General features: G+C 52.3%; 15 protein-coding genes and 1 pseudogene. 13 read left to right on the top strand and 3 right to left on the bottom strand.

Annotation, left to right across the window (positions count from 1 at the left end; translation table 11 throughout):
- Window positions 1–248: 248 nt before the first annotated feature.
- The 6 genes from HV334_RS03350 (at window position 249) to opgB (ending at window position 5,975) form a co-directional block, all read left to right on the top strand.
- Entirely contained in the window at window positions 249–1,025 is a 777-nt protein-coding gene (locus tag HV334_RS03350) for a threonine/serine exporter ThrE family protein (protein ID WP_016155624.1), read from the top strand.
- Window positions 1,016–1,489 carry a threonine/serine exporter gene (locus HV334_RS03345; protein ID WP_016151589.1) on the top strand — a complete coding sequence of 158 codons (474 nt, stop codon included), beginning with the start codon at window positions 1,016–1,018 and terminating at the stop codon, window positions 1,487–1,489. Before HV334_RS03350 ends, HV334_RS03345 begins: the two co-directional genes overlap by 10 nt.
- 122 nt (window positions 1,490–1,611) lie before the next feature.
- Complete coding sequence (gene dnaT / locus HV334_RS03340) at window positions 1,612–2,151, top strand: primosomal protein DnaT (RefSeq protein ID WP_016151588.1); 540 nt, start codon at window positions 1,612–1,614, stop codon at window positions 2,149–2,151.
- 2 nt (window positions 2,152–2,153) lie between these two features.
- Window positions 2,154–2,891, top strand: coding sequence for a DNA replication protein DnaC (gene dnaC, locus HV334_RS03335; RefSeq protein ID WP_016155623.1), 738 nt, complete (start codon window positions 2,154–2,156; stop codon window positions 2,889–2,891).
- 70 nt (window positions 2,892–2,961) lie between these two features.
- Window positions 2,962–3,453, top strand: coding sequence for a DUF2501 domain-containing protein (locus HV334_RS03330; protein WP_016151586.1), 492 nt, complete (start codon window positions 2,962–2,964; stop codon window positions 3,451–3,453).
- A 230-nt stretch (window positions 3,454–3,683) separates the two neighbouring features.
- Window positions 3,684–5,975, top strand: a complete 2,292-nt coding sequence (gene opgB, locus HV334_RS03325; RefSeq protein WP_047500100.1) for a phosphatidylglycerol--membrane-oligosaccharide glycerophosphotransferase — start codon at window positions 3,684–3,686, stop codon at window positions 5,973–5,975.
- A 105-nt stretch (window positions 5,976–6,080) separates the two neighbouring features.
- On the opposite strand, the pseudogene HV334_RS03320 reads toward opgB, so the two are convergent.
- Together HV334_RS03320 and HV334_RS03315 are read right to left on the bottom strand one after the other, a co-directional pair.
- Window positions 6,081–7,450 (bottom strand): annotated as a pseudogene (locus tag HV334_RS03320) (tagaturonate reductase).
- 13 nt (window positions 7,451–7,463) lie between these two features.
- Entirely contained in the window at window positions 7,464–8,486 is a 1,023-nt protein-coding gene (locus tag HV334_RS03315) for a zinc-binding alcohol dehydrogenase family protein (RefSeq protein WP_141875876.1), read from the bottom strand.
- A 137-nt stretch (window positions 8,487–8,623) separates the two neighbouring features.
- On the opposite strand from HV334_RS03315, the gene HV334_RS03310 reads away from it, so the two are divergent.
- From HV334_RS03310 to HV334_RS03300, 3 genes are all read left to right on the top strand, one after another.
- On the top strand, window positions 8,624–9,535 hold the full coding sequence (locus HV334_RS03310) for a GntR family transcriptional regulator (RefSeq protein WP_046275488.1): 912 nt from the start codon (window positions 8,624–8,626) through the stop codon (window positions 9,533–9,535).
- 147 nt (window positions 9,536–9,682) lie between these two features.
- On the top strand, window positions 9,683–10,990 hold the full coding sequence (locus HV334_RS03305; RefSeq protein WP_046275487.1) for an enolase C-terminal domain-like protein: 1,308 nt from the start codon (window positions 9,683–9,685) through the stop codon (window positions 10,988–10,990).
- A 128-nt stretch (window positions 10,991–11,118) separates the two neighbouring features.
- Window positions 11,119–12,504, top strand: a complete 1,386-nt coding sequence (locus HV334_RS03300; protein WP_072050779.1) for an MFS transporter — start codon at window positions 11,119–11,121, stop codon at window positions 12,502–12,504.
- A 63-nt stretch (window positions 12,505–12,567) separates the two neighbouring features.
- Here the strand turns inward: HV334_RS03300 and tsr are convergent, their stop codons facing one another.
- On the bottom strand, window positions 12,568–14,229 hold the full coding sequence (gene tsr / locus HV334_RS03295) for a methyl-accepting chemotaxis protein (RefSeq protein ID WP_101700345.1): 1,662 nt from the start codon (window positions 14,227–14,229) through the stop codon (window positions 12,568–12,570).
- Between the two features lie 248 nt (window positions 14,230–14,477).
- Between tsr and HV334_RS03290 the strand changes: the two genes are divergently transcribed.
- The 4 genes from HV334_RS03290 (at window position 14,478) to yjiA (ending at window position 18,632) form a co-directional block, all read left to right on the top strand.
- A complete protein-coding gene (locus HV334_RS03290) occupies window positions 14,478–15,026 on the top strand; it encodes a hypothetical protein (protein ID WP_181221177.1) in 549 nt (182 codons plus the stop codon).
- A 242-nt stretch (window positions 15,027–15,268) separates the two neighbouring features.
- Window positions 15,269–17,419 (top strand): pyruvate/proton symporter BtsT, encoded by a 2,151-nt coding sequence (btsT, locus tag HV334_RS03285; RefSeq protein ID WP_003830033.1) that lies wholly within the window; start codon window positions 15,269–15,271, stop codon window positions 17,417–17,419.
- Window positions 17,420–17,468: 49 nt separating this feature from the next.
- Window positions 17,469–17,663, top strand: coding sequence for a YbdD/YjiX family protein (locus tag HV334_RS03280; protein WP_003830038.1), 195 nt, complete (start codon window positions 17,469–17,471; stop codon window positions 17,661–17,663).
- Between the two features lie 12 nt (window positions 17,664–17,675).
- Window positions 17,676–18,632 carry a GTPase gene (yjiA, locus tag HV334_RS03275; protein WP_016151577.1) on the top strand — a complete coding sequence of 319 codons (957 nt, stop codon included), beginning with the start codon at window positions 17,676–17,678 and terminating at the stop codon, window positions 18,630–18,632.
- Window positions 18,633–18,786 lie beyond the last annotated feature (154 nt).

Below are 18,786 nucleotides of genomic sequence, written 5' to 3'. Positions count from 1 at the left end.
TACAATTAAAAGAACTACAATAGATCGTTAGCGTTGCTTACGTATTTTCCATCCTGATAAATAGCACTACATTTTCATAAGCGCTGTCTTTATTGATAAGCAAGTGAGGTATGCAAACGCATCAGACGTACAATCTGCATCTTTTTTCGACGCAAAGATTGATCTTAGCCAGAGCCAACAGGATCATGCTTCATGATAAAAAGAAGACATCCGCCATGCAAAGAGATCCTTTTCAGTCAGAGCGAGTCATGCAAACAGAGCAGTCGTCACAGCGAACGGTTACACGGTTATGTATTCAATGCGGTCTTTTTTTACTGCAGCATGGGGCAGAAAGTGCGCTGGTTGACGAGCTATCCACCCGCCTCGGGCTGGCGCTTGGCATGGATAGCGTAGAAAGCGCTATCTCCTCTAACGCCATCGTCCTGACCACCATTAAAGACGGGCAGTGCCTGACTTCAACGCGAAAAAATCAGGATCGCGGAATTAACATGCACGTCGTGACGGAGGTGCAGCACATCGTTATTCTGGCGGAACACAAACTGCTGGATGTTAAAGGCGTTGAGAAACGCTTTAGCCAGATTAAACCGCTGCGCTATCCAAGATGGTTGGTCGCCTTTATGGTCGGCTTGTCCTGTGCCTGCTTTTGTAAACTCAATAATGGCGGATGGGATGGCGCGGTGATCACCTTTTTCGCCAGTATGGTGGCAATGTATATTCGCCAGATTCTGGCGTCCCGGCATTTGCACCCGCAAATCAACTTCTGCATTACTGCGTTTGTGGCAACCTCGATTTCTGGTCTGCTGCTAACGTTGCCGACGTTTAACCACACTCCAACCATCGCCATGGCCGCCAGCGTGCTGCTGCTGGTTCCGGGTTTTCCGTTGATCAACTCCGTCGCGGATATGTTTAAGGGACACATTAATACAGGGCTCGCTCGCTGGGCTATTGCCAGTCTGCTGACGCTGGCGACCTGCATTGGCGTAGTCATGTCGATGACCTTATGGGGGCTGCGCGGATGGGCGTGATTGATTTCATTTTGGCGCTAATGCAGGACATGATCCTGTCGGCAATACCTGCGCTTGGTTTTGCCATGGTATTTAACGTACCACATCGGGCGCTCCCCTGGTGCGCGTTACTCGGCGCACTCGGCCACGGTTCACGAATGGTGATGATGAGCGCAGGATTTAATATCGAATGGTCAACCTTTATGGCGTCGCTACTGGTGGGCTGCATTGGGATCCAGTGGTCACGCTGGTATCTGGCGCATCCGAAAGTCTTCACCGTTGCGGCAGTAATCCCCATGTTCCCTGGGATCTCTGCCTATACCGCCATGATCTCGGCGGTAAAAATCGGCCATTTTGGTTACAGCGAAGCGCTGATGATCACGCTGTTGACCAATTTCCTGAAAGCCTCATCGATTGTCGGAGCGCTCTCCATCGGGCTATCCGTACCGGGATTATGGCTGTATCGCAAACGCCCGCGCGTTTAGCGGCACGCTTTGTTAGCCCTCGCAGAGAGGGGAATCTCCCCCTCATCTGCTGCTCTCCTTCTTCTCTGTGTTACTATAAAAGCAGTCCCCTTCTCGGTTGTTGTTCAGTATTGAGAAACATTATGCCCAGCAAAATTTTGACGCCGGACGTCACTAGCATTGACGCCTTACTACACGATCACCATACGGTGCTGGCCAGGTCTGCGGGCGGCGCCGTAGCCGTATTCGCCAATAACGCGCCAGCATTTTACGCGGTGACGCCTGCACGACTGGCCGAGTTGTTGGCGCTTGAAGAGAAGCTGTCACGCCCGGGAAGCGATGTGACGCTGGATGCACAATTTTATGAAGAGCCGCAAACCGCTCCCGTTGTCGTGCCAATGGGGAAATTTGCGATGTACGCTGACTGGCAGCCCGATGCCGACTTTCAGCGCCAGGCCGCCCTGTGGGGCGTGGCGTTAAGAGAACCGGTCACCGCCGAGGAACTGGCCTCATTTGTCGCCTACTGGCAGGCCGAAGGCAAAGTCTTTCACCATATTCAGTGGCAGCAAAAACTGGCACGCAGCATCCAGATTGGCCGGGCCAGCAATGGCGGAATGCCGAAGCGCGATGTGAACAGTGTCAGCGAGCCTGACAACCATATTCCACCGGGTTTTAGAGGATAACGATGAAAAACGTTGGCGACCTGATGAAACGTCTGCAAAAAATGATGCCGGCTAATGTCGAGCCAGCCTTTAAAACGGGCGAGGAGCTGCTGGCATGGCAAAAAGAGCAAGGTGAAATTCGCGCCGCAGCGCTGGCCCGTGAAAACCGGGCTATGAAAATGCAGCGCACATTCAACCGTTCCGGTATTCGTCCACTGCATCAGAACTGTTCGTTCGATAACTATCGGGTGGAATGCGAAGGTCAGATGAACGCCCTGAGCAAAGCTCGCCAGTACGTTGAAGAGTTTGACGGCAACATCGCCAGCTTTATTTTCTCTGGCAAGCCCGGCACCGGCAAAAACCATCTGGCCGCCGCTATCTGCAACGAACTGCTGCTGCGCGGCAAGTCGGTGCTGATTATCACCGTTGCGGACATTATGTCAGCCATGAAAGATACCTTCAGCAACCGTGAAACCAGCGAAGAACAGCTACTCAACGATCTCAGCAATGTCGATTTGCTGGTGATCGACGAAATCGGCGTGCAGACCGAATCCCGCTATGAAAAGGTGATCATCAACCAGATCGTCGATCGCCGCTCGTCTTCAAAACGCCCGACCGGTATGTTGACCAACAGCAATATGGACGAAATGAACAAACTGCTGGGCGAGCGGGTAATGGACCGTATGCGCCTTGGCAACAGCCTGTGGGTGATTTTTAACTGGGAAAGCTACCGTAGTCGGGTAACCGGTAAAGAGTATTAACGTATTAGGACCACTCCTAAGACTGCCGGCGCTATACTGCGCTGAAAAGGCATAACACGAGTTGCATATAATGATGAAAACAACCAAACGTCTGCTGTGCTGTGCGCTTGCCGCCAGCACGCTCATCTCGACCAGCGTTTTCGCCGCCTCCTGGCAGGATTCGCTCTCCAGCGCGGCCAGCGAACTGAGCAAACAAAGCTCCGGCTCGCAGGGCGGCTCGTCGCTCTCTTCCCTGACCAGTCTACTGAATGGCAGCAATCAGTCGCTGACCTCCAGCAGCATGAATAACGCCGCCGGAATCCTGGAATATTGCGCGAAACAGAAACTGGCCTCGGTCACCGACACGCAGAACGTCAAAAACCAGGTGCTGGATAAACTGGGCCTCAGTGCTCCGGAGCAGAAACAAGACACCAACTATATGGACGGCATTCAGGGGCTGCTCAACGCCAAAGATGGTCAACAACTGGACCTGAACACAATTGGCAACAGCTCGCTGGCGAAGCAGGTAAAAACCAAGGCCTGCGATCTGGTGTTAAAACAGGGTATGAACTTCATTTCCTGACGCACGATATGCCGCGTATACCCTGCGCGGCATCAACCTGTTCCCCATAAAATTCACACGTCAAATAATCAGTAAATCCCCCGCAAAAAACACGCATATCTAAACCAATTCTGAATAACAACGTAATTTAATGTCACTACAATTGCAGCAATGCAACATCGCTATTACATTGTGCTTTCCCAAAATCATTAGCCTGCCTGGCGTTTGCCCGGTTAACTGAGGATCGATCGTTGTCAGAACTCATCTCCATTACTCTGTTTCTCGCTTCAGTGCTGATTTACGCCTGGAAAGCGGGTCGCAATACCTGGTGGTTTGCTGCCACGTTAACGGTGCTGGGGATTTTTATTGTCTTGAATATCACGCTGTATGCCAGTGACTATTTCACCGGCGACGGTATCAATGACGCGGTTCTGTACACGCTGACCAACAGCCTGACCGGCGCGGGAATTGGAAAATATATCTTACCTGGCGTCGGGATTGCGCTGGTCCTGACGACCGTTTTTGTCGCTCTCGGCTGGATTCTGCGCCGCCGTCGCCATCATCCGCATCATGTGGGTTACAGTCTGCTGGCCCTGCTGCTGGCGCTGGCCTCCGTAGATGCCAGCCCGGCGTTTCACCAGATAACCGAACTGGTAAAGTCGCAGTCGCGCGATGGCGATCCGGATTTCCCAACCTATTATAAAGAGCCGTCAAAAACGATTCCCAACCCGAAGCTGAACCTGGTTTATATCTATGGCGAAAGCCTCGAGCGCACCTATTTTAACAACGACGCGTTCCCGGATCTGACCCCGGAACTCGGTGCGTTGAAAAACGAAGGTCTGGATTTCAGCAATACCATGCAACTGCCGGGTACCGATTACACCATCGCTGGCATGGTCGCCTCCCAGTGCGGTATTCCGCTGTTTGCGCCGTTTGAAGGCAACGCCTCGGCGTCGGTCTCCAGCTTCTTCCCCAACAATATCTGTCTGGGCGATATCCTGAAAAACTCCGGCTATCAAAACTACTTTGTGCAGGGAGCCAACCTGCGCTTTGCCGGCAAAGACGTGTTCCTGAAATCTCACGGTTTTGATCATCTCTACGGTGCGGAAGAGTTAAAAAGCGTGGTTGCGGACCCAGCCTATCGCAACGACTGGGGCTTCTACGACGATACCGTGCTGGATGAAGCATGGAAAAAATTCGAAGAGCTTTCACGTTCGGGCCAGCGCTTTTCACTGTTTACGCTGACCGTGGATACCCATCATCCAGACGGATTTATCTCACGTAGCTGCAACCGTAAACGTTATGACATCGACGGGAAGGCCAACCAGTCCTTCAGCGCGGTCAGCTGCAGCCAGGAAAACATTGCCGAATTTATCAATAAGATCAAAGCCTCACCGTGGTTCAAAGATACCGTTATCGTGGTTTCTTCCGATCATCTGGCGATGAACAACACCGCATGGAAGTATCTGAACAAGCAGGATCGCAACAACCTGTTCTTCGTGCTGCGCGGCGACCAGCCACAGCAGGAGACGCTGGCGGTGAAGCGTAACACGATGGATAACGGGGCAACGGTACTGGATATTCTCGGTGGCGATAACTTTATCGGTCTTGGCCGCAGCAGTTTGTCGAGCGAATCCGTGTCTGAAGTGTTCCTGAACATCAAAGAAAAAATGCTGGCGTGGAAGCCCGATATCATCCGCCTGTGGAATTTCCCGAAAGAGATGAAAGAGTTCACCGTCGACCAGGACAAAAACATGATCTCTTTCTCCGGCAGCCATTTCCGCCTGCCGTTGTTGCTGCGCGTATCGGACAAACGCGTCGAGCCGCTGCCGGAAAGCGAATACTCGGCCCCGCTGCGCTTCCAACTGGCAGATTTCGCGCCGCGAGATAACTTTGTCTGGGTTGATCGCTGCTACAAAATGGCGCAGCTATGGGCCCCGGAGCTGGCGCTCTCCACCGACTGGTGCGTATCGCAAGGCCAGTTAGGCGGACAGCAAATCGTGCAGCACGTCGACAAAGCCAAATGGAAAAGTAAAACCGTGTTTAAAGACACGGTGATCGACATGGAGCGCTACAAAGGTAACGTTGATACGCTGAAAATTGTCGATAACGACATTCGCTACAAAGCCGACAGCTTCGTCTTCAACGTGGCGGGCGCGCCGGAAGAGGTTAAACAGTTTAGCGGCATATCACGCCCCGAATCCTGGGGGCGCTGGTCCAATGCGCAGCTCAGCAAAGAGGTGACCATCGAGTACAAGGCCCCGCTGCCGAAGAAATTCGATCTGGTCATCACCGCGAAAGCCTTCGGCGACAATGCCAATCGTCCTATTCCCGTGCGCGTTGGCCGCGAGGAACAGACGCTGGTGTTAGGCCATGATGTCACTACCACAACCTTGCATTTTGATAACCCGGCAGATGCCGATACGCTGGTGATTGTCCCGCCCGATCCGGTCGCCACCAACGAGGGCAATATTCTCGGCCACTCGCCGCGTAAGCTGGGGATCGGGATGGTTGAAATCAAAGTGGTCGCTCAGGGCTCGTAACATGAAATGGCTGATGGCGCTTCGCTTATCAGCCTTACAGCCAGCCGCATTTATTGTCTGAAAAAAAACAGCGCCCAACACCACACCGGGCGCTGCATGGCAACCTTATTCCAGACTTTTCACTGTCTGGCGCATACCCTGCACCAGAATCATTTCCAGGTTTGCCGTCACCTGCCCGGCAAGCCCCGGCAGCAACGTCAAATCTTCACCCCAGTGCGCCGCATCGCCGAGCACAGTATCCACCAGTTCACGCAGCGTTAAATCTTTGCCAACTCGCGGCCACAGACTGGCATACAGGCTAACCCACTGCTCATCATCCTGTATCGGATAGCGTTCTCCCTCCCGCTCTGCGCGATAAAACGCCAGCAGCGCCGCGAGGGCGAACGTTAACCGCACGGGCCAGCGCCCATTTTGCTGGCCCGCCAGCAGTTGCGGCAAAATTCGGGTACGGAATTTGGTCATCCCGTTAAGCGCAATGGAAAGCAACTGGTGACGAATGTAGGGGTTTTGAAAACGCCCGCTCACCGCGTGGGCAAATTCACGCAGTTCAGCCGCCGGGAGCCGACGGTCTCCAGGCCACACAGCCAGGCCACCGGCACCAACGCCGTATGCGCGCCATTGAGAATGGCGACCTTACGCTCTTTGTACGGTTTGATATCGCTCACTATCCGAATGTTCAGCGGGCACTGCGCCAGCTTCAGCTCCTCCGCCAGCCACTGCGGCCCCTGAATCACAAACAGGTAAAAATGCTCCGCGGTATCGAGAAACGCATCGTGATAGCCAAGCGTAGCTTCCAGCGCGGCGGCTTCTTCTCGCGGGTAGCCGGTGACAATGCGGTCGACCAGCGTGGAACAGAAGGTGTTTGCCGTCGCCACCCAGTCGGCAAACGCCGGGGGAAGCTGCCAGTCCTGCGCATACTGCAGTACCAGCGTTTTGAGCGCCTCACCGTTATAGTCGATAAGCTCGCACGGGATAATGACCCACCCCTTATCCACCGCGCCCTCAAAATGATTAAAACGCTCCAGCAGCAGACGCGTCAGTTTAGCCGGAAAGCTTACCGGCGGCGCATCATCGACCCGGTCTGCCGCGTGATAGCTAATTCCGGCTTCGGTGGTATTTGAAAACACAAAGCGAATATCCGCATTGTGGGCCAGCGCCAGATACGCCGCGAAGTCCTGATACGGATTGATTTCGTTATTCACCGAACGGATCAGCCGCGCCTCGCTCACCGCTTCGCCCTGCGCGTTTAGCCCGCGAATAAGCGTGGTGTACAACCCATCCTGGGTATTCAGCGACGGTGGAAAATCGCTATTGATCGGGCGAACGATGGTCACGCCAGCGTTCAGAAAGGTTTGCTCGTTGAGGATATCCAGTTGCCAGTCGACAAACGCTCGCAGGAAATTCCCTTCACCAAACTGGATCACGCGCGTTGGGTAGCTTGCCCCCGGAAAATCACGTCGATTCAATGTCTTCATCGCATTTACCCTCTCAGAACGTGATCACGCCTTTAATCAGCTCACGGTTGTTAATCACATCCCGTTCGTAGATTTCTGCCAGTGTGGCAAACGCGTAACGGTGCGTGAGCATCATGTCGGCGGTCAGTTTGCCTTCCGACATCAGGCGGCCCACTTTGGCGAAATCTTCCGGTGTGGCGTTGCGACTGCCCATCATGGTGGTCTCTTTCTTGTGGAACTCAGGATCGGAGAACTGCAAATCGCCTTTGAATAGCCCAACGAAAACAATGCTGCCGCCATGGCGAATCAAATTCACCGTGTTGTTCATCGCATGCTGATTGCCCGTGGCATCAATGACCTTTTGCGCCAGCGAACCGCCAAACTGGTCACGCAACTGCGCATCAAAATCTTCTGCAGACGGATCGATAACCGGGAGCCCCAACCGGGAAACCACATGCTCCCGGCGAGCCGGACTGGTATCGGCGACCACCACCTGTGCGCCATCGGCTTTGGCAATCGCCGCCGCGCCCAGACCAATCGGACCAGCACCGACCACCAGCACCTGCTCACCCGGAGCCACCACCGCCCGGCGTACCGCATGCGCACTAATGGCATAAGGCTCAATCAGCGCCGCCGCCTGCGGATCAATTCCCTGCGCATCCAACAGGTTGGTGACCGGTACGGACAGGTATTCGCTGAAGCCGCCATCCTGATGCACGCCAATCACCGAAATCTTCTCGCAGCAGTTAGTGCGCCCGCTCAGACAGGCCGGACACTGCTGGCAGGCCACGTAAGGAATAACCGCCACCTGCTGACCATTTTTCAAATTCTGTATATTTTTGCCCAGCCCAACAATTTCCCCACATATTTCATGACCCAGCACACGTGGATAGCTGAAAAATGGCTGATTGCCACCCCAGGCATGAATATCGGTACCGCAAATCCCGACTGATTTAATTTTTATTAATGCTTCACCCTCACCCGGAATAGGTATTTCACGCTCTTTCCAGACTAATTTTTTAGGTTCCTGGCAAATCAACGTATTCATCGTAGACATGATTCTGCTCTCCTGTTTTTTTGTTGCCTCAGATATCAACGAAAATAAAAAAGCCGGAGAAAGCAGAAACACAATCTGTGAATCCCAGCGCATAAAAATGTTTTAAATCGGGTTTTAATACGCAAAAAGGAGAAGCCATGAGCCGTTCACAGAACTTACGCCACAATGTGATTAACCAGATAATCGATGATATGGCGCGTGGTCATATCCCTTCCCCCCTCCCGTCGCAAAGCGCGCTGGCGGAGATGTACAACATCAGCCGCACCACCGTGCGCCATATGCTGAGCCACTTAGGCGAGTGCGGCGTGCTGACCCAGGTCGGCAGCCACTATGTCATCGTACGTAAACCCGACCATGACGACGGTTTTGCCTGTACCACCGCCTCCATGACTGAGCAAAACCGGATTTTTGAGCAGGCTTTTTTCACCATGATCAACCAGCGTCAGCTACGCGCAGGGGAGAGTTTCTCCGAACTTCAGCTTGCCAGAGCTGCAGGGGTCAGCCCGGTGGTGGTGAGAGAATATCTTTTAAAATTCGAACGTTACAATCTGATCAAAAACGAAAAACGCGGCCATTGGAGCATGAAGCAGTTCGATCAGGCCTATGCGGAACAGCTGTTTGAACTCAGAGAGATGCTGGAAACCCATTCCCTGCAGCATTTTCTCAATCTGCCCGACGATGACCCGCGCTGGCTGCAGGCTAAAACACTGCTGGAGCGTCACCGGGTCCTGCGCGACAGCATCGGCAGCAGCTTTCGTATGTTCTCGCAGTTAGACCGTGAGTTTCATGCTTTACTGCTCTCCGCAGCAGATAATATATTTTTTAATCAATCACTTGAAATCATCTCCGTGATTTTCCACTTTCATTATCAGTGGGATGAAAGCGACCTCAAGCAGCGCAATATCATTGCCATTGATGAGCATATGACCATCCTCAGCGCACTGATTTGCCGCAGCGACCTGGATGCTATCCTTGCTCTTCGCAACCACCTTGAAACGGCAAAACAATCAATGCTGCGCTCTATCCAGCAAAACAACCGATATAATTAAAAGCAGATTAAAAACACAAAATTGCAAAATACCCCACAATCTTATTATCAACTCACATTGAGTAATTTACTCCCTCTTACACTCATGGTGTCTGCTAAACGAATTTATCTATTTTATTAGCAAAAGAACATCACAACAGGAGTCAACATGGCGATTACAATCAAGGATATAAGTGTTAAAGATATCCGTTTCCCTACATCCAGGAACTTGGATGGTTCTGATGCAATGAATGCAATATCCGACTACTCAGCGACGTATGTCACATTAATTACCGACCACGCAGAAAATTTAAAAGGGTATGGTTTGACTTTTACTATTGGTCGCGGCAACGATTTATGTGTAAGCGCAGTAAAATCTTTAGCCGAACTATTTGTTATTGGCCGTACGCTGGAAGACATTACGGCTAACTTTGGCCAATTCTGGCATGAACTTGTTTCTGGTGATTGTCAGTTACGCTGGGTTGGCCCGGAAAAAGGTGTTATTCATTTAGCCACCGCGGCAATTATTAACGCATTGTGGGATCTCTGGGCGCGTTCGCAGAATAAAACCGTATGGAAAATGCTGGTCGACATGTCGCCGGAAGAGCTTGTTCGCTGCATTGATTTCACCTACATCAAGGATGTTCTGACGCCTGAAGAAGCCATAACATTATTACGTAGAGTTGAAACTGGTAAAGCGCAGCGTGAACGAGAAATGCTGGAAACGGGCTTTCCTGGTTACACAACGGCCGCAGGTTGGCTTGGGTATTCAGAAGAAAAAATGCGTCAGCTTGCCCGTCAGGCCGTGGCTGATGGCTGGACGCATCTGAAGCAAAAAGTCGGTGCCGATATCGAGCAAGATATTCGCCGGGCGACGATCCTGCGCGAAGAGCTGGGTTGGGAACGCAAACTGATGATGGATGCAAACCAAATATGGGGCGTTGATGAAGCCATTACGGCGATGCGCAAACTAGCTAAGTTTGATCCACTCTGGATCGAAGAGCCCACCAGCCCTGACGATATACTCGGTCACGCAGCAATAAAAGCGCGAATTGGTGATATTGGCATTGCTACCGGTGAACATGCTCATAACCGGGTAATGTTTAAACAATTCTTCCAGTCAGGCGCAATGGATTTTTGCCAGTTAGACCCTGCCCGTTTGGGTGGTTTAAACGAAGTTCTCGCTGTCGTACTAATGGCGGCGAAATTTGGTGTCCCTGTATGCCCACATGGTGGTGGCGTCGGTCTGTGTCAGTATTCATTGAATATTGTTTTATTTGACTATATCGCCGTATCAGCATCACTGGAAAATAGAGTTTTAGAATATGTTGATCACTTACACGAGAATTTCGAAGAGCCGCTGGTCATAAAACGTGGACGATATTACCCATTGCAGCAACCAGGTTATGGTGTGAAAATGAAACCAGATACGCTAACACGTTATTCATGGCCCGATGGCCAAGAATGGTTAAGTTAATATAAAAACAAACAGGTATTTCATCAAATACCTGTTTAAAAGTTCTTCCATAATATTGCCTACTCACTTTCCCATTATCCTGATGAGAAATAAAAGTAGCTCTCTACCATTTGATTGGAAGCATATTTATGAGTAAAAGTGATAACGAAAAGATTGTCAATTCGGCGGTTAAAAAGTCAATTATACGGCTTTTGCCCTTTTTGGCACTCATGTATGTCATGGCTTATCTGGATCGCGCCAACATTGGTTTTGCAAAAGAGGCATTCCAGGTTGATACGGGATTGAGTAATGCAGCATATGCTTTTGGCGCAGGGGTCTTTTTTATTGGTTATGCGCTATTTGAAGTTCCCAGCAATATATTTTTATATAAAGTGGGTGCGCGCTTATGGCTTTCCCGCATCATGGTAACATGGGGACTTATTTCTGCTGCGATGATGTTTGCCCATGATGAGAAAACATTTATTATTTTGCGTTTTCTTCTCGGTGCATCTGAAGCAGGATTTATGCCCGGCGTAATGTTATATCTGACGTTCTGGTTTCCGCTTAATATCAGGGCAAAAGTGGCTGGTTATTTCTGGTTTGGGCCACCGATCGCGTTTATTCTCGGAGGGCCTGTATCCGGTGGGTTATTAACTATCCATGATTTATGGGGATTACATAACTGGCAATTAATGTTTTTGGTTGAAGGATTACTCGCTGCACTTGTTGGGGTTGTAGCATTTTTCTATCTTGATGATAAGCCATCAGATAAACGTTGCACATTCCTGACCGCGGAAGAAAAAAGCGCGCTTAGCACCATTATGGAAAAGGAAGAGCACACAAAAAAAAGCCATGGCCCGCAAGGGATCCTGAAAGCACTGTGCGACCCCAGAGTGCTGTATCTGTGTCTGATCTGCTTCACCATTCAGGTTGGTTCTTACGGTATTGCATTCTTCCTGCCTTCTCAGGTTGCGGCATTATCAGGCCAAGGCGTTGGCTTCATCGTTGGGGTTTTATCCGGTATTCCGTGGTTATGCGCACTTTTCGCTGCGTGGTATATCCCGCATCTTTCCACAAAACTGAAAGAACGTCGCTGGATAAGTACGATTACACTGCTCTTTGGTGGACTTGGTGTTGCATTATCTGGGATGCTTGCCGGTTCGCCGATCTGGGCTTTCATCGCCCTTTGCATTGGTTGCGCAGGCTTGCTGGCAGTCCAACCTATTTACTGGACGTTCCCAACCAGCTATCTCGGAGGTGCCGCGGCAGCATCGGGTATTGCACTTATTAACTCGCTAGGTAATCTTGGCGGATTCGTGGCCCCCAACATTCGCGTGTGGGCTGAGAATGCGTTTGATTCGAATATTGCCGGGCTTTACCTGCTAGGTGGAATTGCGATTATCGGCGCCATTATGCTTGCCGGGATATTCCGAATTGGTATTCGGCGTGATTTGGATGGCCCTGCGCCAGAAAAGAGACACGCTACGGACACCCCGGACTCTACAACGACGGCAACATCCGCTTCCGTAGAATGATGCCCGAGCGGTGCATACTGTTGTTCATCTCATAAAAGCGCCCTCAATTGAGGGCGCAATAGTTTAGAACGTTTCCCAGTTATCCCCGGCATCCGTTACCGCAGCTTTTCGCGGCTGGACCGTTGAAACCGGTTTAGCGGCAGCAACGTCACGCACGCGCTGTTGGTCATGCTGAATACGGAACACGGCAACGGCCTGGGTCAGACGGCTGGCCTGCTCTTCCAGCGCCGCAGCGGCGGCAGCGGATTCTTCCACCAGCGAGGCGTTCTGCTGCGTCACACGATCCATCTCAGCAACGGCCAGACCGACCTGGTCGATACCGCGGCTCTGTTCATCAGAAGCAGAGGCGATTTCACCCATGATATCGGTCACGCGGGTTACCGCATTGACGATCTCATCCATGGTTTCACCAGCGCTTTCTACCAGCGTTGAACCCACATCCACACGGCTGACCGAGTCTTCAATCAGGCTCTTGATCTCGCGCGCGGCCTGCGCACTACGCTGGGCCAGGTTACGAACTTCACCCGCAACCACCGCAAAACCACGGCCCTGCTCGCCCGCACGCGCAGCTTCTACCGCGGCGTTGAGCGCCAGAATGTTGGTCTGGAAGGCAATGCCGTCGATGACGCTGATAATGTCGGCGATTTTCTGCGAACTGGAAGCGATGTCGCGCATGGTTTGCACCACGTTATCCACCACTTTGCCGCCTTTCTGCGCGGTTTCAGAAGCGCTCAGGGCCAGATGGCTAGCCTGACGCGCGTTTTCGGCGTTCTGCTTCACGGTCGCCGTCAGTTGTTCCATGCTGGCTGCGGTTTCTTCCAGAGATGCAGCCTGCTGCTCGGTACGCGAGGAGAGATCGTTGTTGCCCATCGCAATCTCGCTGGCCCCGCTGTAAATCGCGTTGGCACCGTTACGCACATCACCCACGGTGTTCATCAGCTCACCCTGCATATGACGCAGGCTTTCCGCCAGTTGGCCAATCTCGTTGGAACCTTCCACCTCAATACGCTTCACCAGGTCGCCGCTGGCGATATGACGAATGCTGTCGATCAGACGGTTCATTGGGGAGATAAGAGTCAGTTTGATGCCGAACCAGACCGCAATAATTGCCGCCAGTACGGTAATCAGCACACAGACCAGTACCCACATCGCCTGACTGTAAGAGCTGTTGTTATCTGCTACCGCAATGTCATACAGGTGATCGTTCTGCTGCATGTAGTTGATGTATGTCTTCTCAAAACCATCCTGATAGCTCTGCGTGGGTTGATCAAAGAACGCGTTGATCTTCCCGTCACCCAGTAACTGGATCAGCTCCGCCAGCGCGCCGTGATAGATGTCATAGGTGCGGTTGATCTCCTGGAACGCGGCTTCGCTTTGACGCGGATCGCGCGGGAGCGACTCGTAAATCGCCCAGTTTTTTTCCGTCAGTTTCAGCGCCGTGCTGGCTACCTGCATCAGCTCAGCAACGGTCGCACCGCTGCCGATATTGCTCTGATCCATCATGTAGCGAATACCCGCCCGGTTCAGGGTATTACGCGTTTGCAGCAGCTCAACCCAGGTGGCATTCAGCGCAGACTGCTGCTGGCGAATGGTTTGCAGAACGGTAAAGTTCTCTTTGTCATTCTTAAGTGAGTTAAAAAACAAGCCGCCGGAGGCGAGCTGTAAAAGGCCAAATAGCGCCAATACCAGCAGTAAGCTGGTAACAATCTTCATTCGTTTTAACATGTTTTCTCTTTCCGCTAGACAGATGTCAGAATTTTCGGCCTGGAAAGGGAAAACTTTATGGATATCGTTCGAAAAGCCGGTATTCTGGCAATATCTCTCGCTGAAAAAAGCAGCAAACACACTCGGCACATACCACGCAAAAGGTGCCGTAGCGGCTTCCCCACCTTTTCAGAGGGCTTTTCATTTATACGCACTTCGATTACCAATGGAAGTCCTGTCACCCGCCTCTAAAACAAGGAAGTCCCTCTGTGAAAAAGAAATTTTTCGATTTATTATCTAATGCTGCTCCCTTCTTACTGCTGGGAGGCATTTTAGGATTAATGACCCCCATAGTGCCAAAGCTCCTTATCCCGGAGATTTCAGGCATCTTAATGGAGAGTATCGCACCTAAAAGCATCATGTTTCTGCTCATTATAGATGCGTTATTTACTGTAATTTTACTCAGGCTATGTGGTGTATTCGATTCAAAAAAAGAAAAATCTGCTTTTATCTATGAAAGATTTTTATTTAAATTCAATGAATTGGGCAAATCCATTACCGCAGCCACGTTTGGTACACTTTTCGGGCTTACGCTGGCAATGCTTCCCTATAGCGAATTTCGCATGGCGGGAGTCGGCCTATATTTTTCTGCGATGTTGATCGTGATATGGGCCCTATTTGACTTCCTGAGCCACATGAGTAAAAACGCGGTTGGCAAAACTGAACGATGTACCTTTTATGCCGTGGTTATCGCCATTTTCGCCTACTACCTCTACCTTATAGCCACTCAAATACAGGCGTCCACTCCCGTCGCGTGAACCTCATACCGGTAATTATGTGATTTTAATCACATAATTACCGGTCTACACCCCATATTAAAACCGCTCACTGACACTTGGGACCGCTTAAGCTGACATATAACCGCTCACTTATTTACCTTACTTTACGCGCGTATTTCTCTGGCAAGATCCCCCCAACATAGCAGTCAATTTACCTCCTCAAACACAAGATCAAACCCACGCGGCTTCGGCCAATTATTAATTAGATACCAGGTTTTACTATGGATACGAAAAAGATATTCAAGCACATACCCTGGGTGATTCTCGGAATCATCGGTGCATTCTGCCTCTCGGTAGTGGCATTACGTCGGGGTGAGCACATCAGTGCCCTGTGGATCGTGGTCGCCTCAGTTTCTGTTTATCTGGTGGCCTATCGTTACTACAGTCTGTACATCGCCCAAAAGGTGATGAAACTTGATCCGACGCGTGCCACGCCGGCGGTCATCAACAATGACGGTCTGAACTACGTTCCAACCAACCGTAACGTCTTGTTTGGCCACCACTTTGCCGCTATCGCAGGTGCGGGTCCGCTGGTTGGGCCGGTACTGGCCGCGCAGATGGGCTATCTGCCCGGTACGCTGTGGCTGCTGGCGGGTGTCGTGCTGGCCGGTGCGGTGCAGGACTTCATGGTGCTGTTTATCTCTTCACGCCGTAACGGCGCATCTCTGGGTGAGATGATCAAAGAAGAGATGGGCCCGATCCCGGGAACCATTGCGCTGTTTGGCTGCTTCTTAATCATGATCATCATCCTCGCGGTACTGGCGCTGATCGTGGTGAAAGCGCTGGCTGAAAGCCCGTGGGGTGTGTTCACCGTCTGCTCAACCGTACCTATCGCGCTATTCATGGGGATCTACATGCGATTCCTGCGACCGGGTCGTGTGGGCGAAGTGTCGGTGATTGGTATTGTGCTGCTGGTTGCGTCTATCTACTTCGGCGGCGTGATTGCTCACGACCCGTACTGGGGCCCGGCGCTGACCTTTAAAGACACCACCATTACCTTTACCCTGATCGGCTACGCGTTTATCTCTGCGCTGCTGCCGGTATGGCTGATCCTCGCGCCGCGCGACTATCTGGCTACCTTCCTGAAAATCGGCGTTATCGTCGGTCTGGCGGTGGGGATTGTTATCCTCAACCCGGAACTGAAAATGCCGGCGATGACTCAGTACGTTGATGGTACTGGTCCGCTGTGGAAAGGCGCTCTGTTCCCGTTCCTGTTCATCACCATCGCGTGTGGTGCGGTCTCTGGCTTCCACGCGCTGATCGCTTCTGGTACCACACCGAAGCTGCTGGCCTGTGAAACCGACGCGCGCTTTATCGGTTACGGCGCCATGCTGATGGAATCCTTCGTGGCGATTATGGCGCTGGTTGCTGCATCTATCATCGAACCGGGTCTGTACTTCGCAATGAACACCCCGCCTGCGGGCCTTGGCATCACCATGCCGAACCTGCATGAAATGAGCGGCGAGAACGCCCCGCTGATTATGGCGCAGCTGAAAGACGTAACCGCACATGCGGCGGCGACCGTCAGTTCCTGGGGCTTCGTCATTTCGCCTGAGCAGATCCTGCAGACCGCGAAAGACATCGGTGAACCGTCCGTTCTGAACCGCGCAGGTGGCGCACCGACGCTGGCCGTTGGTATCGCTCACGTGTTCCACAAAGTGCTGCCAATGGCTGATATGGGCTTCTGGTACCACTTCGGTATTCTGTTTGAAGCACTGTTCATCCTGACCGCACTGGATGCCGGTACCCGTTCTGGCCGCTTTATGCTGCAGGATTTACTGGGGAACTTCGTTCCGTTCCTGAAGAAAACCGACTCTCTGGTTGCGGGTATCATCGGTACTGCGGGCTGCGTAGGCCTGTGGGGTTACCTGCTGTATCAAGGCGTTGTTGACCCGCTGGGCGGCGTTAAGAGCCTGTGGCCGCTGTTCGGTATCTCTAACCAGATGCTGGCTGCCGTGGCGCTGGTTCTCGGCACCGTGGTACTGGTTAAAATGCAGCGCACCAAATACATCTGGGTTACCGTTGTTCCAGCAGTATGGCTGCTTATCTGCACCACCTGGGCGCTGGGTCTGAAACTGTTCAGCACCAACCCGCAGATGGAAGGCTTCTTCTTCATGGCGAATCAGTACAAAGAGAAGATTGCTAACGGCGGCGAACTGACCGCTCAGCAGATTGCCAACATGAACCACATCGTCGTCAACAACTACACCAACGCAGGCCTGAGTATTCTGTTCCTGGTGGTGGTGTACAGCATCATTTTCTACGGGTTCCGTACCTGGCAGAAAGCCCGCGCCATCAACGGTCGCTCTGATAAAGAGACGCCGTATGTACCGGTGCCGGAAGGCGGCGTGAAGACCTCTTCACATCACTAACCGTATTCAGCCCCGCTTCGGCGGGGCTTTTCGCTTATCAGGATTGTTTATGTTTGGTACTTTAGGTCAGGCAAAAAAATACCTCGGTCAGGCGGCAAAGATGCTGATTGGCATTCCGGACTACGACAACTACGTCGAGCACATGAAGACCAACCATCCCGATAAGCCGTACATGACCTACGAAGAATTCTTCCGCGAGCGCCAGGAAGCCCGCTACGGTAGCGGCGGAAGCAGTTGCTGTTAGAAGGAGAAATGAATGACCCCGATTGCAGTTACCCTACTCACCGGTTTTCTTGGCGCGGGTAAAACCACCCTGCTGCGCCATATTCTCAACGAGCAGCACGGCTATAAGATTGCCGTTATCGAAAACGAATTCGGCGAAGTCTCGGTGGACGATCAGCTGATTGGCGACCGCGCCACGCAGATCAAAACCCTGACCAACGGCTGCATTTGCTGTACACGCTCCAGTGAGCTGGAAGACGCACTGTTAGATCTGCTCGACAACCTCGACAAAGGCGCCATCCATTTCGACCGTCTGGTGATCGAATGCACCGGCATGGCCGACCCCGGCCCGATTATCCAGACCTTTTTCTCCCATGAAGTGATTTGCGAACGCTACCTGTTGGACGGTGTGATTGCGCTGGTTGACGCGGTACATGCCGACGAGCAGATGAACCAGTTCACTATCGCCCAGTCGCAGGTGGGCTACGCTGACCGCATCCTGCTGACCAAAACCGACGTGGCGGGTGAAAGCGAGAAACTGCGCGAGCGCCTGGCGCGCATCAACGCCCGCGCCCCGGTGTATACCGTCACGCATGGTGATATCGACCTCTCCCTGCTGTTCGATACCAACGGTTTCATGCTCGAGGAGAACGTGGTCAGCGCCAAACCACGCTTCCACTTTATCGCCGACAAGCAAAACGATATCTCCTCGATCGTCGTCGAGCTGGATTACCCGGTAAACATCAGTGACGTGTCGCGGGTAATGGAAAATCTGCTGCTGGAATCTGCCGAGAAGCTGCTGCGCTACAAAGGCATGCTGTGGATTGACGGCGAGCCAAACCGCCTGCTGTTCCAGGGCGTTCAGCGTCTGTACAGTGCCGACTGGGATCGCCCGTGGGACGACGAACAACCGCACAGCCTGCTGGTGTTTATCGGCATTAACCTGCCGGAAGACGAGATTCGAGCCGCGTTTGCGGGGTTGAAGAAGTAACCCTCATTCTGGATTGCCCGATGGCGCGCAGCTTTCGGGCCTACAATTCCCCACCATGTCTCAAAACCTACGCCCACAGGCCGAACAAGGTGCAGCCGCCATCCGGCATATATTCCCAACCGTTTGTCGCACTCTTACCGACGGAGAACGCTAT

Origin of the sequence: Citrobacter sp. RHBSTW-00944, assembly GCF_013615435.1 — a bacterium.
Classification (GTDB): Bacteria; Pseudomonadota; Gammaproteobacteria; order Enterobacterales; family Enterobacteriaceae; genus Citrobacter; species Citrobacter braakii.
Note: the sequence above shows the minus strand (reverse complement) of the source record. Positions and strands in the feature narration are given on the sequence as shown.

What these genes read in the sequence shown, in the direction of transcription:
- HV334_RS03350 (WP_016155624.1), top strand. Translation starts at nt 249, where the DNA reads ATGCAAACAGAGCAGTCGTCACAGCGAACGGTTACACGGTTATGTATT.
- HV334_RS03345 (WP_016151589.1), top strand. Translation starts at nt 1,016, where the DNA reads ATGGGCGTGATTGATTTCATTTTGGCGCTAATGCAGGACATGATCCTG.
- dnaT (WP_016151588.1), top strand. Translation starts at nt 1,612, where the DNA reads ATGCCCAGCAAAATTTTGACGCCGGACGTCACTAGCATTGACGCCTTA.
- dnaC (WP_016155623.1), top strand. Translation starts at nt 2,154, where the DNA reads ATGAAAAACGTTGGCGACCTGATGAAACGTCTGCAAAAAATGATGCCG.
- HV334_RS03330 (WP_016151586.1), top strand. Translation starts at nt 2,962, where the DNA reads ATGATGAAAACAACCAAACGTCTGCTGTGCTGTGCGCTTGCCGCCAGC.
- HV334_RS03315 (WP_141875876.1), bottom strand. Translation starts at nt 8,486, where the DNA reads ATGTCTACGATGAATACGTTGATTTGCCAGGAACCTAAAAAATTAGTC.
- HV334_RS03310 (WP_046275488.1), top strand. Translation starts at nt 8,624, where the DNA reads ATGAGCCGTTCACAGAACTTACGCCACAATGTGATTAACCAGATAATC.
- HV334_RS03305 (WP_046275487.1), top strand. Translation starts at nt 9,683, where the DNA reads ATGGCGATTACAATCAAGGATATAAGTGTTAAAGATATCCGTTTCCCT.
- HV334_RS03300 (WP_072050779.1), top strand. Translation starts at nt 11,119, where the DNA reads ATGAGTAAAAGTGATAACGAAAAGATTGTCAATTCGGCGGTTAAAAAG.
- tsr (WP_101700345.1), bottom strand. Translation starts at nt 14,229, where the DNA reads ATGTTAAAACGAATGAAGATTGTTACCAGCTTACTGCTGGTATTGGCG.
- btsT (WP_003830033.1), top strand. Translation starts at nt 15,269, where the DNA reads ATGGATACGAAAAAGATATTCAAGCACATACCCTGGGTGATTCTCGGA.
- HV334_RS03280 (WP_003830038.1), top strand. Translation starts at nt 17,469, where the DNA reads ATGTTTGGTACTTTAGGTCAGGCAAAAAAATACCTCGGTCAGGCGGCA.
- yjiA (WP_016151577.1), top strand. Translation starts at nt 17,676, where the DNA reads ATGACCCCGATTGCAGTTACCCTACTCACCGGTTTTCTTGGCGCGGGT.